Source organism: Klebsiella sp. CN_Kp100 (assembly GCF_040065315.1).
In the GTDB taxonomy this organism is placed as follows: Bacteria; Pseudomonadota; Gammaproteobacteria; order Enterobacterales; family Enterobacteriaceae; genus Klebsiella; species Klebsiella oxytoca.
On sequence record NZ_JBEAIJ010000040.1, the window covers coordinates 41,534 to 57,577 of the forward strand.

Below are 16,044 nucleotides of genomic sequence, written 5' to 3' on the forward strand. Positions count from 1 at the left end.
CGCTCTGTTTCCCAGCTTCTACGCTTAATTGGTGTACCCGTCCATCACCGGGAGTCAATATGCGTTATCAACCGCTGAACTCAATACCCATACCGCCGGAACCCAACGATCCTGTGCCGGTCCACGATCCCAAGCCACGTCCGCGCCCGTTGCCCGATCCGCCGCCTGACGATGAGCCGATTAAATTGTCGCATCGGGAGCGGAGATCTGCGAGGATACGCGCCAGCAGATTGTCCGCCCCTCAATGTAATGCGAGAAATTATTGTGACCGCTTTTTCAACTCTGAATGTTTTGCCCGCCGCCCAGCTCACTAATCTGAATGAACTGGGGTATCTTTCGATGACCCCGGTTCAGGCAGCGGCTTTACCCGCGATTCTTGCGGGCAAAGATGTCCGCGTGCAGGCAAAAACCGGCAGCGGTAAAACGGCGGCATTCGGCCTCGGGCTACTCCAGCACGTTGACGCCTCGCTGTTCCAGACCCAGTCTCTGGTGTTGTGTCCGACCCGCGAGCTGGCGGATCAGGTGGCCGGTGAACTGCGTCGCCTGGCGCGTTTCCTGGCGAATATCAAAATATTAACCCTCTGCGGCGGCCAGCCCTTTGGCGCTCAGCGCGACTCGCTGCAGCACGCGCCGCATATTATCGTCGCCACGCCGGGACGCTTGCTCGATCACCTGCAGAAGGGCACCGTGTCGCTGGACGCTCTGCAAACGCTGGTGATGGACGAAGCGGATCGCATGTTGGATATGGGTTTTAGCGATGCCATTGATGACGTGATCCGCTTTGCGCCGGCGTCGCGCCAGACGCTGCTGTTTTCCGCCACCTGGCCGGAAGCAATAGCGGCAATCAGCGGCCGCGTGCAGAATAATCCGCAGACTATTGAAATTGATGCCGTTGATGCGCTACCGGCTATCGAACAGCAGTTTTTTGAAACTTCGCAAAAGGGTAAAATCGCGCTGCTGCAAAAGCTACTAAGCCAGCATCAGCCCGCCTCCTGCGTGGTGTTCTGTAACACCAAAAAGGATTGCCAGGCCGTTTGCGATTCGCTCAACGCCGCCGGGCAGAGCGCGCTATCGCTGCATGGCGATCTTGAACAGCGCGACCGCGACCAGACGCTGGTGCGTTTTGCCAATGGGAGCGCGCGCGTGCTGGTGGCGACCGATGTCGCTGCCCGCGGCCTGGATATAAAATCGCTCGAACTGGTGGTGAACTATGAGCTGGCCTGGGACCCGGAGGTACACGTGCATCGCATTGGCCGTACCGCTCGCGCCGGTGAAAGCGGTCTGGCGATTAGCCTCTGCGCGCCGGAAGAGGCGCAGCGTGCGAACATTCTTGCCGAAATGCTGCAAATGAAGCTCAACTGGATGGACGGGCCGATGAATAGCTCGATCACGCCGCTGCAGGCAGAGATGGCCACGCTGTGCATTGACGGCGGTAAAAAGGCTAAAATGCGTCCGGGCGATGTGCTGGGAGCGTTGACCGGTGATATCGGTCTTGATGGTGCTGACATCGGAAAGATCGCCGTTCATCCGGCGCATGTCTACGTTGCCGTACGTCAGAGCGTAGCACATAAGGCATTCAGGCAGCTTCAAAACGGCAAAATTAAAGGCAAGGCCTGCCGGGTACGTTTGCTAAAATAGACCCGGCAGCGGCGTCTCAGGCGATTGCCTGAGACGCAGGAGGATTATTTCACTTCCACCACGTTCAGACGCAGAGTGTCCAGCTGCGCATCATCTTCTTCCGGTTGCCAGCCGGCCGGCTGCGTCGGGAGCTCTTCGCGATCGAACGCCAGGTCGCCGCCGTCAACGACCGCAGAGCCGTGATGAATGCCTTTGAAGTCGAACAGATTAACGTCGCTGAGATGAGAAGGCACCACGTTCTGCATCGCGCTAAACATGGTTTCGATGCGTCCGGGATAGCGTTTGTCCCAATCGCGCAGCATATCGGCAATCACCTGACGCTGTAGGTTCGGCTGCGAACCGCACAGGTTGCACGGGATAATCGGGAAACCTTTCGCCTGAGAGAAACGTTCAATATCTTTTTCCCGGCAGTAGGCCAGCGGGCGAATAACGATATGTTTACCGTCGTCGCTCATCAGCTTCGGCGGCATCCCTTTCATCTTACCGCCATAGAACATATTCAGAAACAGAGTCTGCAGGATGTCGTCGCGGTGGTGGCCAAGGGCGATTTTGGTGGCGCCCAGCTCAGTCGCGGTGCGGTAAAGAATGCCGCGGCGCAGGCGCGAACAGAGAGAGCAGGTGGTTTTGCCTTCCGGAATTTTTTCTTTAACGATGCCGTAGGTATTTTCTTCAACAATCTTATATTCAACGCCCAACTGCTCAAGGTATTCCGGCAGGATATGTTCCGGGAAGCCCGGCTGTTTTTGGTCGAGGTTCACCGCCACCAGTGAGAAGGATATCGGCGCGCTTTTTTGCAGATTGCGCAAAATTTCCAGCATGGTGTAGCTGTCTTTACCGCCGGAGAGGCAAACCATGATGCGGTCACCTTCTTCAATCATATTAAAATCAGCGATAGCCTCGCCGACGTTACGGCGCAAGCGCTTCTGCAATTTGTCGATATTGTATTTTTCTTTCTTTGTAACTTGCTGATTATCAAGCATTATAAACGTTCTCTGAAACAAAAGGCATGTAAGGGGCAAAGTTAACATTACGGTGCAAGTCTGGCGTCAGGCATTTAAAGCCTATCGCCGTTGATTTCTTCCATCCCTGTATTGTCGACGTTGAACACCATTTTTACGTTTTCATGCCCCATCTGGTTAGCAAAGGGTTAGCACCGGCTTACCGCAGCCGGCAGGCAAAAGTATGTCGCGTATGGTACGGATTCCGACGACGAATACCAGCGCGTTTTACGGCAGCTTTCCATCTGCTGACGATTAGTGTCGTGAGTTTTGGTCTCCATGCACCTGGCATGAAGAAAAAAACGTCGTTTTCAGGCTCGCCACACCATACGCCTGGTGATGGACGGTATCAGGTAGAGGAGGCGAGAACTTACTCTTTGCGATAATCAGTTAGCGTTGGCAATGTGTCTCACTTTTAAAGCAGGTACCAGGTAATCATAGGTACAGCTTGCTCCAGCTGGCTTTTGCAACCACTGAAGAGAAACGGTGTAAGATTTCTTCCCTCCCCGTGACACGGTGAATGGACGGGCTCAGCCAGGCGCAAGGTAATATAGATTTTTTGCTTTCACACTTATTGTTCAGCCTTTACCCTAAGCCACCCGGATCGCGATATAATCATTTGTCTCCTGATAATTATACCGCGAAGATATTTTTTTAAGTACTTAACAGGTGTGCATATTGAGAATAATAACCCAGCCCATGCTGATTCTCTGCAACTTCACTGGGGTAAGATTTATTCCTAATAATAATCTGAGTATATCCCTGTACAATGTGATTTTTCCTTGTAAAACGAAGTGCTTATCATATCCCCATTCCTTTTGTCTTGCTTAGGAATAATAACATTACAAAAATTGACAGTTGCCTAATATTTTTATGAGATTTAAACTTTCACTGCAACTCATGGATTAACTTTGGTTATGGGAATAAAAAAATGAAAAAAAGTACCGTTGCAGTAATGATGATAGCGGCCCTTTCAGGTACAACTTATGCCGAATCAATACAGCTAAGCCCAAACTTTTCTGCAGAAAGTTTTACTGTATCAACGTCTGCAGGGATGCTGAGTGGGAAATCACAGGAGAGAGTTTATGACGCGGATACAGGGCGAAAAGTCAGTCAACTTGACTGGAAAATAAAGAATGTCGCCATTGTGAAAGGCGATATCTCATGGGATGCCTACTCCTTTTTGACGCTGACCGCCAGAGGCTGGACGTCAATGGCTTCAGGCTCAGGACATATGGATGACTACGACTGGATGAACGATAACCAGTCCGGTTGGACAGATCATTCATCGCATCCCAGCACTAATGTCAATTATGCCAATGAATACGATCTCAGCGTACAAGGATGGATTTTTCAGGACGAAAATTATAAAGCAGGCGTCATTGCGGGTTATCAGGAAACACGTTTCAGCTGGACAGCTACCGGTGGTTCTTACAATTATGATAACGGTGCGACGACTGGCAATTTTCCAACCGGCGAGCGAGGTATTGGGTACAGCCAGCGATTCTCCATGCCCTACATTGGTCTGGCGGGTCAGTATCGTATCAACGACTTTGAATTTAATGCCTTGTTTAAGTTCAGTGATTGGGTCAGAGCTCATGATAATGACGAACACTATATGCGTGAGCTGACTTTCCGCGAGAAATCAACTAATTCGCGTTATTACGGTACAACGGTTGATGCCGGATATTACATCACGCCTCATGCCAAAGTTTTTGCTGAATTCACCTACAGCAAATATGAAGAGGGCAAAGGAGGCACTCAAATTATTGATACCTATAGCGGTGAATCAGCTTCTATAGGAGGAGATGCGGCTGGCATTGCAAATAAAAACTATACCATTACAGCCGGTCTACAATATCGATTCTAAATCATCACGTCCCGCGGATATAGCAAGAAAAACTCGCTAATCCCACGGTGTGCAATCATAAGTGTGTAGTGTCTCCCTGTCCGGGAGACACTACATTTTTCGCCGCGACATACCCGAATGCTTAAAAGGATATCGCAACAAGCGCTAATCGCTCAAGGATCGCTTAAAACCGGAAGCAGGAGGAACTTATCCTCATGCGCCGGTAATTATTTAGCGCAATACACGCGCGCTTCACGCGGAGTATAAATACCCAGGGTCACAAAACCCAGCAGGCCGTTGACAAAAGTCTGCTGCACTTCAGTACGAACCACTTTATCCGCGCCGCCGCAGACTTTAGCCGCATCAATCTGTTTCGACTGGCCAATGCCGCTGACAAAGAAGTGGTGAGTGGTCACCTGCTGAGGTTGAACGGTGACGCCAGGATTTACCGAGAAGCTCTGCTGGGCGCAACCAGAAATAGCGGCCGCGGCGAAAACTACCATAATTAACTTTTTCATTTCATCCCTATAATTTTCTAAAACATCCCCACATTCGGGCAAGGGTTTTATACAGCAAAATGAAAAAGACACAACGTACAAATTTTTAAAGTACCAGATGAATGATCGCCTTATCTGCGACGCTTCGGGAACGATCCAAGTTTCAGATTGCGGAAAAAGCCCGCACGGCGGCGGGCAGGATAGGTTTATCGTACGACCAGTACCGAGCATTCCGCATGGCGGACAACGGCGGCGGCGTTAGAACCCAGCAGATAGGTAGTGATATCGGGACGGTGCGAAGAAATAATCACCAGATCGGCGGGAAGGGATTTCGCCATAGCGAGAATTTTATCTTTCGGCGAACCCTCGGAAACGTGTAAATGGACACGGTCTTCCGGAATAGTAAATTTTTTCACAATCTCTTTCAGCCGCGACTCCGATTCGGCTTTGAGGTCGTCCATCGCCGGCAGCTCTGCGGTATAGGCCATTCCCAGCGAAGCGTAATAGGGAAGGGAGGGAATGACGGTCAGGAAATGCACCTCGGCATCATCGATTCTGGCTTCAGCCTCAACGTGCTTGATAACACGGTCAGTTAATTCTGTATCGGAAATATCGATGGGCACAAGAATCATTCTGTTCATATAACCTCCTGTTTAAGTAACCACTTAAAGTGTAGGCCATCCGGACGAATATTGTATATTGAACCCAATCACACTTTCGCTATCAGGCGCGGCGGCGTTCGGTAAATTTGCCTTTAATCACACCGTCGTAAAAACGGCCCTTAGAAACAACCTGGAGAAAATCGCGAAAAATGCGTGGCGGGACGCCGAGATACTGTAGCGTTTGGTTATCGCGGAAACGGATTTCAAGAATGCCAGAGGATTCATCATAGGCGATGGAGTGGATGCGGGATGATTTTACGCAATGATGGTGCATGGCAGGCGTCCTCTACGGCTACGGCAGTTCCTGTCAGTAATATATCATTCATCGGACGATTATTTTAAAGCAATTGATATATTGTTTTGCTTTGAATGCAGCTTCAGAGGCAAGGGAAGAGAGCCCGCCGTTGCCAGCGGGCCCGCAGCTTAGAACTGGTAAACCAGGCCTAAAGCAACCACGTCATCGGTAGAGATGCCGTTGTTGGAATAGAAGCTGTCGTCTTCGTCAAGCAGGTTGATTTTGTAATCGACATAGGTAGACATATTGCGGTTGAAGTAATAAGTCGCGCCGATGTCAGCATATTTCACCAGGTCTTTGTCGCCATCGGTATTGGTCAGATCTTTGCCTTTAGACATCAGGAAAGAGACCGCCGGGCGCAGGCCGAAGTCGAACTGATACTGAGCAGTCACTTCAAAGTTCTGAGTTTTGTTGGCTACGCCGTTACCGTTGCCGTAAGGCGTCATATTGCGGGTTTCGGAATACATGGTCGCCAGATAGATGTTATTGGCGTCATATTTCAGGCCGGTGGTCCAGGCTTCCGCTTTATCGCCCTGCGCGGTGGTCTGGGTCATCTGATCGTTGGTACGGTCAGAGGAGGTGTAGGCGGCAGCGGCGCTGATACCCATACCGAAATCATAAGAAGTGGATAGACCAAAACCATCGCCGTTAGCGTTACGTACGCTGCGATCGCCATTGTTGGTGCCTTCTCCGCTGCCGGCATTTTCGTTTTTACCCTGGTACTGCAGGGCAAAGTTCAGGCCATTAACCAGACCGAAGAAGTCGGTATTGCGGTAGGTTGCTACGCCGTTGGCGCGGCCGGTCATAAAGTTATCCGCCTGGGTATAAGAGTCGCCGCCGAATTCTGGCAGCATATCGGTCCAGCCTTCTACGTCGTACAGCACGCCGTAGTTACGGCCATAATCGAATGAACCGTAATCAGCGAACTTGAGGCCTGCGAACGCCAGACGGGTCCAGGATTGGTTGTCCGCGCCTTCGGTGTTGTTCGCCTGGACGTTATATTCCCACTGACCGTAGCCGGTCAGCTGATCGTTAATCTGAGTTTCGCCTTTGAAGCCAAGACGGACGTATGACTGATCGCCATCTTTTGATGCATCGTCAGAGAAATAATGCAGACCGTCCACCTTGCCATAGAGGTCCAGTTTATTTCCGTCTTTATTATAAATCTCAGCGGAGTGTGCAGCGCCAGCAGCTAATAATGCCGGGATAACGAGGGCCAGTACTTTTCTTTTCATTTAGACAATCCTTTAACTGTTTTTGTTTTTGCTTCCTCCAGGGAAGTAAACTCATGCTAAAGGAGCAGATTGAGATCTGGTAAATATCAATTGTTACGATATAAGTAAAATCTAAAATAAATAATTCGAATGAAATGGTGATAATTATAATGAATGAATTCGTGTAATGTATATAAAATAAAAATTATACATATCGGTGTTAATGCCGTATTATCCACCCGTTATATGCCTTTTATTGTCATCCAAATTTTTATGTTGCCGCCCGTTCCTGAGAATGGTTTTATTGATCGGTAAAATGACAAGCCCGAATTCATATTCGGGCTTTTTTTATGGGCTGAAAAAAACGTCAGTAGATTAGCTTTCGGTAGTCGGTTTTTCTGCCTTACCGGCCAGCTGCGCGAGGAAGTCGTAGCGTTTTTGCAGGTCTGCCGTTGCATCCTTCCACAGTTGTTCCGCGACTTCCGGCTGTTGAGCGTTCAGGCGACGGAAGCGCTGCTCGTTCAACAGTGTCTCAGCCAGCGCATCTGACGGCGGACGGGAGTCCAGCGCCAGCGGGAGTTTGCCCTCATCGGCACGACGCGGGTCAAAGCGATACAGCGGCCAGAAACCGGTGGCGGTCAGCTGACGCATCTGATCGTGGCTCAGCGCCAAATCGTAACCGTGCTCTTCGCAAGGGCTATAGGCGATAATCAGCGACGGACCCGGGTAAGCTTCCGCTTCCTGAATGGCTTTTACCGTCTGATTCAACTGGGCGCCAAGCGAAATCTGCGCCACATAAACATGACCGTACATCATCATGCTCACGCCGAGATCTTTACGCGCCTTGCGCTTGCCGTGCTCGCCAAACTTCGTAACGGCTCCCAGCGGCGTAGCCTTCGATGCCTGACCGCCGGTATTGGAGTAGCACTGGGTATCGAGCACCAGAATATTAACGTTTTCGGTCAGACTCAGCACGTGGTCGAGACCACCGAAGCCAATATCATAGGCCCAGCCGTCGCCGCCAATCAGCCAGATCGATTTTTCCACCAGCGCGTCGGCATCGGTTAACAGCTCCTTCGCGCCTTCTTCATTTGCCAGTACCTTGCGCAGCTCGGCTATCTGCTCGCGGCGCACCTCAGGCGTTGCTTCTGCGTGCAGCGCATCGTTAAGCTCGGGCGGAAGTTTATCGGCGAACTGCGCCAACAGACGCATGACGCGCTGCCGATGCTGATCGACGGTAAGTCGAAAGCCAAGCCCAAATTCGGCGTTATCCTCAAACAGCGAGTTGGCCCAGGCCGGCCCGCGACCATTGGCATCGGTGGTGTAGGGCGTGGAAGGGAGGTTGCCGCCGTAAATCGATGAACAGCCGGTGGCGTTGGCAATCAGCATTCGATCGCCGTAGAGCTGAGTCAGCAGTTTGATATATGGCGTTTCGCCGCAGCCGGAGCAGGCGCCGGAGTATTCAAACAGCGGGCTGATCAGCTGTGAGGTGCGGATATCGATACGTTCCAGCTTGCTGCGATACATTTCCGGCAGGTTGAGGAAGTAGTCATAATTCACTTTCTCTTCTTCAACATGCTCAAGGCGCGACATCATATTGATGGCCTTGATTTCCGGGTTCTGCCTGTCTTTTGCCGGACAAACTTCGACGCAGAGATTACAGCCGGTACAATCTTCAGGCGCGACCTGCAGAACGTATTTCTGACCGCGCATATCGCGGGATTTGACATCAAGGGAATGCAGGCTGTCCGGCGCATTTTCCATTGCCTCCGGGGAGACCACTTTCGCACGGATTGCCGAGTGCGGGCAGGCGGCCACGCAGTGGTTGCACTGGGTGCAAAGCTCTTCCTTCCAAATCGGGATCTCTTCGGCGATGTTGCGTTTTTCCCAGCGGGTAGTGCCCATTGGCCAGGTACCATCCGGCGGCAGAGCGGATACCGGTAGCGCATCGCCGAGCCCAGCCAGCATCGCGGCGGTGACGGTTTTTACGAAATCCGGCGCGGCGTCGGAGACGACCGGTGGGCGATTCGGGCTGTTGCCGTCAACCGGCCGTAGCGGCACTTCCGCCAGCGACTCGCGGGCCATCGCCAGCGCCTGCCAGTTACGCTCCACCAGCTCCTGGCCTTTGCTGCTGTAGCTTTTGGCAATGGCCCCCTGTAGCTCCGCCAGCGCGTTATCGCCCGGCAGGATCCGCGTCAGGTGGAAAAAGGCCATCTGCATAACGGTGTTGATACGCGCCCCCAGGCTGCATTCACGGGCGATTTTTGCCGCGTTGACGATATAAAAACGCGCTTTTTTCTGATTGAGGGTGGCCTGGACTTCTTGTGGCAAACGGGACCAGACTTCATCGGCGCTGTAGGGCGTATTAAGCAGGAAAATACCGCCGGGCTTCAGACGTTCCGCCATCTGATATTTATCGATAAACTGCAGCTGGTGACAGCCGACAAAGTCGGCCTGCGAAATCAGATAAGAAGAACGAATCGGCTTCTCGCTGACGCGCAGATGTGAAACCGTCAGCCCGCCGGCCTTTTTCGAGTCATAGACGAAATAACCCTGCGAGAACCACGGCGTAGAGTTACCGATAATCTTGATATTATTTTTCGTAGCCGAGACGCTACCGTCGCTGCCGAGCCCGTAGAAGAGGGCTTCCAGTTTCGCTTCCGAGGGGAGCGTGTTTTCGACCAGCGGCAGGGAAAGATTAGTGACGTCATCGTAGATGCCGACGGTAAAGCGCGGCTTGGGTTTAGCGGCGCTCAGCTCCTTGAAGATGGCCAGGACACACTCCGGACCGAACTCTTTTGAAGAGAGGCCATAGCGTCCGCCAATGGTGCGCGGCAGTGTTTCTCGCTCGCCGCGGTTAAAGGCTTCGGCCAGGGCGGTCATGACGTCGAGATAGAGCGGCTCGGCCTGGGACCCCGGTTCTTTGGTGCGGTCCAGCACCGCCACGGCTTGGGTGCTCGGCGGTAAGGCTTCAAGCAGGTGCGCGGCAGAGAAGGGGCGGTAAAGACGAACTTTTAGCACGCCGACTTTTTCACCGCGGCTCAGCAGCTCATCGACCACTTCTTCACAGGTACCGATGGCGGAGCCCATAATGACGATTACGCGCTCAGCCTGCGGATGACCGTAAAACTCAAAGGGTTTGTACTGACGTCCGGTGGCGGTGGCAAAATCATCCATTGCCGTTTCGACACACTCATAGACCGCGTTGTACCACGGATTCGTCGCTTCACGTGACTGGAAATACGTATCCGGATTAGCTGAGGTGCCGCGGATAACCGGATGTTCCGGGTTCAGGGCGCGCTGGCGATGTTCATCAATTCTTTCCTGCGGCAGCAGGCTACGAATGGTATCGTCTGCCAGTGGAGCGATTTTGTTGATTTCGTGCGAGGTACGGAAGCCATCAAAGAAATGAATGAATGGCACGCGACTTTGCAGCGTGGCGATATGTGAAATCAGCGCAAAATCCTGAGCTTCCTGAACGCTGCTGGCGCAGAGCATCGCGCAGCCTGTCTGACGTACGGCCATCACGTCGGAGTGATCGCCGAAGATAGAGAGCGCGTGGGTGGCCACGGTACGGGCGGCGACGTGCAGCACAAACGGCATAAGCTGGCCCGCCAGTTTGTACAGCGTCGGGATCATCAGCAGTAAACCCTGCGATGAAGTAAAAGAGGTTGAGAGCGCACCGGTCTGCAGCGCACCGTGTACGGCGCCGATCGCCCCGGCCTCCGACTGCATCTCGACGACGCGGGGGACATCGCCCCAGACGTTTTTCAGCCCGTTGCCAGCCCAGGCATCCGCCTGCTCCGCCATTGTGGAGCTGGGCGTGATCGGGTAGATGGCGATAACTTCACTGGTGCGAAACGCGACTGAAGCAACCGCGCCATTACCGTCAATAGTGATCATATCAATACTCACATTGCTAAATATTTGAAAAAAACTTTTTATGCCCAGTGATGCAACTTGGGCACTCGCTTATCTCTGCTTTAAAACCGCTTTCGGCGCGATCCTGTCGCTGGCTAAAAATGCATCTCTGATCAGCCTGAGCGCGCTCAAAACGCGACCCGCTTCAGTTCGCGCAGGGCGTAGGGTTTGCGATACCGTGTTTAAGTATAGACCCCTGAGCAACAGGCTTTTTTGATCTCCGGTAGCGATAAAATCCATAATTTAGATAAATTAATTCAACTTATTACAGCGTTGTTTGCTTATAAACGACAGCCTACACCAAAATCACAGGCACCATTTTTCCATAAGTAGCAGTGTTGACGGTGGGGGGAGCAAAGCGTTGAGAACGATAATTTCGCGTACATTACCTATAGGTAATTTAATGGCACTTTGCTATATTTTAGATACCTGCTGGTAACTGGTGTTAGACAGATTACGATGGATAAATACGAAATCAGACGTCAGCGCTTGCTCTATATCCGTGATAATTTATGCGGCGGTAAAGCTGTTGATGTAGCCCGAACCCTTGGGCGGGAGCCTTCTTACGTTTCCAGGATGCTCTACCCGGAAGGCAAGAAACAAAAGAAAAGGATAGCTGACGAGATGGTCGATCTTATTGAATCTTCTTTCAATTTGCCCCGCGGCTGGATGGACGGCATTAGCGGAAGTATTGATATCGAACGAGAACCGGTGGAAGACACACCTCAGATGCAGTACGTCATTGAGGTTCTGGACGCTCAGGCCAGCGCGGGACCAGGATGTATTGTCTCAAGCGAGGTTGATGAAACGGTCAACAGTATCACCTATGACACTGCCGGCGCGCTGAGGCTTTTTGGTAACCGGCCCGCAGAGCATATCAAGGTGATTACGGTTTCCGGCGATAGCATGTCCGGCACCATCGAGACCGGTGATTACATCTTTGTTGATGTCTCAAAAGATTACTTTGAAGGTGACGGTATCTATGTCTTTTCGTTCAAAGGGGCGGTGTTGGTGAAGCGTCTTCAATTCACGGCGGATGGCCTGCTTGTGCATTCAGATAACCGCAAATATGCCGACTGGACGATCGGCGAAAGCCATGAACAGTATCTGAAAATTATTGGCCGCGTGATCTACAGCCATAGCGTTAAACGGTTTGTTTAACGCTTTACTAGCGTTCAAACGCTCCTCCCGTTCCAGCCTTAAGTATCAAGTCCAGCAGGTAAAATTTCCCGGCAGGCTTTTTAAGCACCGGGTTTACCTGCGCTGGATGCGAGAAATCATGTCCAGCAGCCCTTTTTATGTTGGCAATCTGGCGCATCGCCCGCCTGCATCGTTTCCCACCCGCCGAAACCCTGCCTTGTAACTAAATTTTGAATATTTTCAGAGGGTTATTCTAATCGCATCATAAAATATACCTGCAGGTATTTATTTTTAATTAACCCTGAGGTATTCTTTCTTCATCGACTTGAAACACATCGCGTTATCGTCGGTGAAATACAACGATTCGAAAATGAATCTACGTGGCTGAAAAGCCAGCACCATAACGCAATGCGCTTTGGGGTGAAGCCAGCGGGAGAGGATTCATCGCCGACGCACCGTCAAAGCTCATTAAGGAGACCGCAATGTCCCGTAAAACCGCGTTTCATGGTTCCGCTGCCGGTCGTCGCCGTGCGCAGCGCTCGCACTTACAAAATCCACAAGCCCTCAGTTCAGAACGCCTCCACCGGCCTACGCCTTCTCGCGCTCAGATTCAGGCTAAGGGAAAGCACCATACGCCAGCGCGTATCGAGGACGCATTGCCCATTAACTTTGTTGCCCAGGATATTTTTTGGCAGCTTGAGGAATATAAACGGCAAATTGCGCGTGCCACCATTGTTTATCAGCAAGAATTTTCACACCACTATGCGCAACCAGGGGCCTGGCTCTGTCACAGGGCCATCTATGCGCTGGGTTTGCAAAAAAGAAAAAAGATTACGGCAAAGTAAAAGCATTAGCATGATGCTGCTTTCCTTCGCCATTTGTTATGACCATCAGGAATGTCAGTGAAAGAAGGGAGGGTGAATGTCCGATCCTGTTTCCGGTACGTCGGCAATTGTTACTGGAGGATTAATGGCAGCGAGTCTATTTGGCCTGATCGCAGGTATTGATTATGGCGTTGTGTTCGGCGCATTTGCTGGCGCCGTGTTTTATGTGGCGACCGCAGTAAATATTTCACGTTTCAGACTGGCTGCCTATTTTATGACTTCCTTTATTGTCGGCGTATTGGGCGCCGGGTTAATTGGTACGAAGCTGGCAATCTGGACCGGATACAGTGAACGGTCTTTAGACGCGTTAGGCGCCGTACTGCTATCCGCGCTGATTATTAAGATACTCACATTTCTGAATAATCAAGATCTCACCGAATTGTACAAAATACTCACTCGCAACAATAGTGAACGGCCAAATGGAAAATGAACTGCCGGCGCTGATTAACGCAATTGTCTGCGCTTTGATCACTCTGAACTTGATGTTTTATCGCCGCGCGTGCTACCGAAGACATCGGCCATGGATATCATACACGGCATATTTACTGGTACTTACCTATGCCAGCATACCGTTTCGCTATCTTTTTGGCCTGTATGAATCGACCCATTGGTTAGTCGTCAGCGTCAATTTTTTTATACTTATTACCGTATTCCTCGTCAGGGGGAATATCGCGCATTTAATCGATAAATGAGGGATGTATGAATAAAGATGAGATTTTTAACGCCATTTTGGATAAGGAGGGCGGCTATGTAAATCATCCGGACGATCGAGGTGGCCCAACAAATTGGGGGATTACTCAGGCCACTGCCCGCGCGCATGGTTATGATGGACCTATGCAAAAACTGACGCGCCAGCAGGCGCTGGATATTCTCACCGCGGACTACTGGATTGCGCCCCGGTTCGACCATGTTGCTGAGATATCTACCCCGCTTGCTGAAAAACTGTGTGATGCCGGGGTCAATATGGGCACTATTCTGCCGGGTAAGTGGCTTCAGCGATGGCTAAATGCCTTTAATCATCGCGGAGTGCTGTATCCGGACCTCATGGTCGATGGTGCTATCGGCCCCAGAACGATTAACGCCTTAAGCCAGTATCTTATTCGCAGAGGCAGTGAAGGTGAGACGGTACTATTACGAGCATTAAACTGTAGTCAAGGGCAATATTATCTGGAGTTGGCTGAAAGAAACGATGCTAATGAATCATTTATATATGGTTGGCTCAGGGTTCGAGTAATGAGTTGACCGACAATAAAATCTGCTAATCCAAAGCAGAATATTCCCTTTTACAGGAATTACCTTAAAGCACAAAGTTTATACTACAGCAAATGGAGGGTATGCCATGCTAATTTCATTTTTTTAATAGCAGATGAGCCGATAATGTATCGCAACGTTATGATATAACCCAAGGTTAATCTGTCGATGATTAATCTATCAAGAAAACCAGATTACTAAATTTTATTAAGGATGAAAATATGCAATTCATAGCACTGCCGTGGGCAACTTTGCAGGCTATCTACAGAGCAAAAAATGGTGAGGTTGTTGAAGGGAAATATGTCCGTGTGGCAGGGAACTTCATTAACCTTTGGGACCCCTCTAATGAAAGTGCCGATCGCGTCAATATTACGCCGGTCTTTCAGATGGTTTTTCGCAATATTGATGATGGTGTTCTTTATTTTTCCGGGCGTGTGATGTTTTTTGATAAAGCAAAATCAGAGCACGATGCCTATTTCCGTCACCCGTTTGATGATGTCGATTCAAGCGTGATGACACAAGCCTATGCGGTAACCAATACGCAATATCTGGCTGGAACATTCTATTCTGGAGTTGTGCCAAATTAATGACCCTACGCCCGGCTAAATCGGCATAGCCCTTAGCCGGGCATTTTTATTGAATGACAGGAAGAGAAAACAGCTCCGCTGTAGAAGATATGTTTGCAGAATAAAGAATGATATCTTTACGTGCAACGACCCAATCGCATCATGACGATGTGTCACACCCACACTGAGAGATTAATGCGTTCATGCAGACAAACTGCTATCGCGAAAAAATTGCTAAAAAATGTTAACACAACGCATAAATACGTACTTCGCCTCTCGACGCGGCGCGCTGAGCTGCCTATTATTCTTGAGCTTGTTCATTTTAAGATGTATCTGAGGGGAGAGAAGATGCGAGCTGCGTTTTTAGTGGGATGTGCTGCGCTGTTACTGTCGGCGTGTAGTAGCAATGATGAACCTGTTCAGCAGGCAACGGCGGCGCACGTGTCGCCAGGGATGCGTGCCGCGATGAGCAGCAGTGGGCAGGCGAACTGCGCCATGGTCGGCGGCTCGTTATCCGTAGCCCGCCAGCTTGATGGCTCCGCTATCGGCATGTGCGCATTACCGAACGGCAAGCGCTGCAGCGAGCAGGCGCTGGCAGGCGGAAGCTGCGGTAACTATTAATTCATCAGATCGGCGAGCTTATACACCAGCGTCTGGTCGGCTGTTGCCAACGTCAGCTGCGTTTCCGTCAGGTCGACCTGCGCACCGTCGCGCAGCATTTTGCTCAGCGTGGCGTCCAGCGCGCTCAGCTGCGAGTCCGTGCAGAGCATGCGGGTCATCGCCAGCTCTTCAACCTTCAGCTCGCCGTCAGAGACTTTACCCGTGCCGCTAAAGCGGTTGCACATATTGCCTGAAACGTACATTTTGCCTGTTATTGGCATTTTTTCGCCAAAGCTCAGCTCCAGAGGCTTATCGGCGGCTTTCAGCGGTTGACCGTTGACGCTGGTCAGCACAAAACGGTGGTGCTGAAGCTGTTCCGCTCTGGTCGACACTTTGCTGTTATAAACGCAGCCCGATAGCAACATTCCCGCCGCCAGCAGCGCAGCAATCTTGTTCATTTAATCTCCATAAATATTTATCACATCAATAAATGAAGGGGATTGTAACTTTATCGCAGGGGATTTCTGTG

The 16,044-nt window shown here is 51.0% G+C and carries 16 protein-coding genes and 1 pseudogene; 10 read left to right on the forward strand and 7 right to left on the reverse strand.

Annotation, left to right across the window (positions count from 1 at the left end; genetic code table 11):
* Positions 1–59: 59 nt before the first annotated feature.
* Both ABLV12_RS16500 and dbpA read left to right on the forward strand, forming a co-directional pair.
* Positions 60–224 (forward strand): annotated as a pseudogene (locus ABLV12_RS16500) (hypothetical protein); the annotation flags it as partial.
* A 40-nt stretch (positions 225–264) separates the two neighbouring features.
* On the forward strand, positions 265–1,638 hold the full coding sequence (gene dbpA, locus ABLV12_RS16505; protein WP_160887439.1) for an ATP-dependent RNA helicase DbpA: 1,374 nt from the start codon (positions 265–267) through the stop codon (positions 1,636–1,638).
* 44 nt (positions 1,639–1,682) lie between these two features.
* On the opposite strand, the gene ttcA is transcribed toward dbpA, so the two are convergent.
* On the reverse strand, positions 1,683–2,618 hold the full coding sequence (ttcA, locus tag ABLV12_RS16510; RefSeq protein ID WP_160887441.1) for a tRNA 2-thiocytidine(32) synthetase TtcA: 936 nt from the start codon (positions 2,616–2,618) through the stop codon (positions 1,683–1,685).
* 949 nt (positions 2,619–3,567) lie between these two features.
* On the opposite strand from ttcA, the gene ABLV12_RS16515 reads away from it, so the two are divergent.
* On the forward strand, positions 3,568–4,506 hold the full coding sequence (locus ABLV12_RS16515; protein WP_023320857.1) for an omptin family outer membrane protease: 939 nt from the start codon (positions 3,568–3,570) through the stop codon (positions 4,504–4,506).
* A 206-nt stretch (positions 4,507–4,712) separates the two neighbouring features.
* On the opposite strand, the gene ABLV12_RS16520 is transcribed toward ABLV12_RS16515, so the two are convergent.
* The 5 genes from ABLV12_RS16520 to nifJ form a co-directional block, all read right to left on the reverse strand.
* Positions 4,713–5,003 (reverse strand): Bor family protein, encoded by a 291-nt coding sequence (locus ABLV12_RS16520; protein WP_014229121.1) that lies wholly within the window; start codon positions 5,001–5,003, stop codon positions 4,713–4,715.
* Positions 5,004–5,188: 185 nt separating this feature from the next.
* Positions 5,189–5,623, reverse strand: a complete 435-nt coding sequence (gene uspF, locus ABLV12_RS16525; RefSeq protein WP_004101601.1) for a universal stress protein UspF — start codon at positions 5,621–5,623, stop codon at positions 5,189–5,191.
* A gap of 82 nt (positions 5,624–5,705) precedes the next feature.
* Positions 5,706–5,918 (reverse strand): KTSC domain-containing protein, encoded by a 213-nt coding sequence (locus ABLV12_RS16530; RefSeq protein WP_004112591.1) that lies wholly within the window; start codon positions 5,916–5,918, stop codon positions 5,706–5,708.
* Between the two features lie 149 nt (positions 5,919–6,067).
* Positions 6,068–7,174, reverse strand: a complete 1,107-nt coding sequence (gene ompC / locus ABLV12_RS16535; RefSeq protein ID WP_004101605.1) for a porin OmpC — start codon at positions 7,172–7,174, stop codon at positions 6,068–6,070.
* Between the two features lie 354 nt (positions 7,175–7,528).
* Positions 7,529–11,056 (reverse strand): pyruvate:ferredoxin (flavodoxin) oxidoreductase, encoded by a 3,528-nt coding sequence (gene nifJ, locus ABLV12_RS16540; protein ID WP_348867169.1) that lies wholly within the window; start codon positions 11,054–11,056, stop codon positions 7,529–7,531.
* A gap of 477 nt (positions 11,057–11,533) precedes the next feature.
* Between nifJ and ABLV12_RS16545 the strand changes: the two genes are divergently transcribed.
* From ABLV12_RS16545 to ABLV12_RS16575, 7 genes are all read left to right on the forward strand, one after another.
* On the forward strand, positions 11,534–12,235 hold the full coding sequence (locus tag ABLV12_RS16545) for a S24 family peptidase (protein ID WP_004112598.1): 702 nt from the start codon (positions 11,534–11,536) through the stop codon (positions 12,233–12,235).
* Positions 12,236–12,696: 461 nt separating this feature from the next.
* Positions 12,697–13,059 carry a hypothetical protein gene (locus ABLV12_RS16550; RefSeq protein WP_064396147.1) on the forward strand — a complete coding sequence of 121 codons (363 nt, stop codon included), beginning with the start codon at positions 12,697–12,699 and terminating at the stop codon, positions 13,057–13,059.
* Between the two features lie 76 nt (positions 13,060–13,135).
* The gene (locus ABLV12_RS16555) at positions 13,136–13,528 is read left to right on the forward strand and encodes a phage holin family protein (protein ID WP_004101612.1); all 393 of its coding nucleotides are present in this window, start codon (positions 13,136–13,138) and stop codon (positions 13,526–13,528) included.
* Positions 13,518–13,790: a phage holin family protein gene (locus ABLV12_RS16560; RefSeq protein WP_004101614.1), complete on the forward strand. Its 273-nt coding sequence runs from the start codon at positions 13,518–13,520 to the stop codon at positions 13,788–13,790. Before ABLV12_RS16555 ends, ABLV12_RS16560 begins: the two co-directional genes overlap by 11 nt.
* A 7-nt stretch (positions 13,791–13,797) precedes the next feature.
* Positions 13,798–14,340 carry a glycosyl hydrolase 108 family protein gene (locus tag ABLV12_RS16565; RefSeq protein WP_064396145.1) on the forward strand — a complete coding sequence of 181 codons (543 nt, stop codon included), beginning with the start codon at positions 13,798–13,800 and terminating at the stop codon, positions 14,338–14,340.
* 230 nt (positions 14,341–14,570) lie between these two features.
* A complete protein-coding gene (locus ABLV12_RS16570; protein ID WP_160887445.1) occupies positions 14,571–14,936 on the forward strand; it encodes a hypothetical protein in 366 nt (121 codons plus the stop codon).
* Positions 14,937–15,263: 327 nt separating this feature from the next.
* Positions 15,264–15,536 carry a DUF333 domain-containing protein gene (locus ABLV12_RS16575; RefSeq protein WP_004101621.1) on the forward strand — a complete coding sequence of 91 codons (273 nt, stop codon included), beginning with the start codon at positions 15,264–15,266 and terminating at the stop codon, positions 15,534–15,536.
* Here ABLV12_RS16575 and hslJ read toward each other — a convergent pair.
* The gene (hslJ, locus tag ABLV12_RS16580; protein ID WP_032744901.1) at positions 15,533–15,973 is read right to left on the reverse strand and encodes a heat shock protein HslJ; all 441 of its coding nucleotides are present in this window, start codon (positions 15,971–15,973) and stop codon (positions 15,533–15,535) included. The two genes, ABLV12_RS16575 and hslJ, sit on opposite strands and share 4 nt — an antisense overlap.
* Between the last annotated feature and the right edge of the window lie 71 nt (positions 15,974–16,044).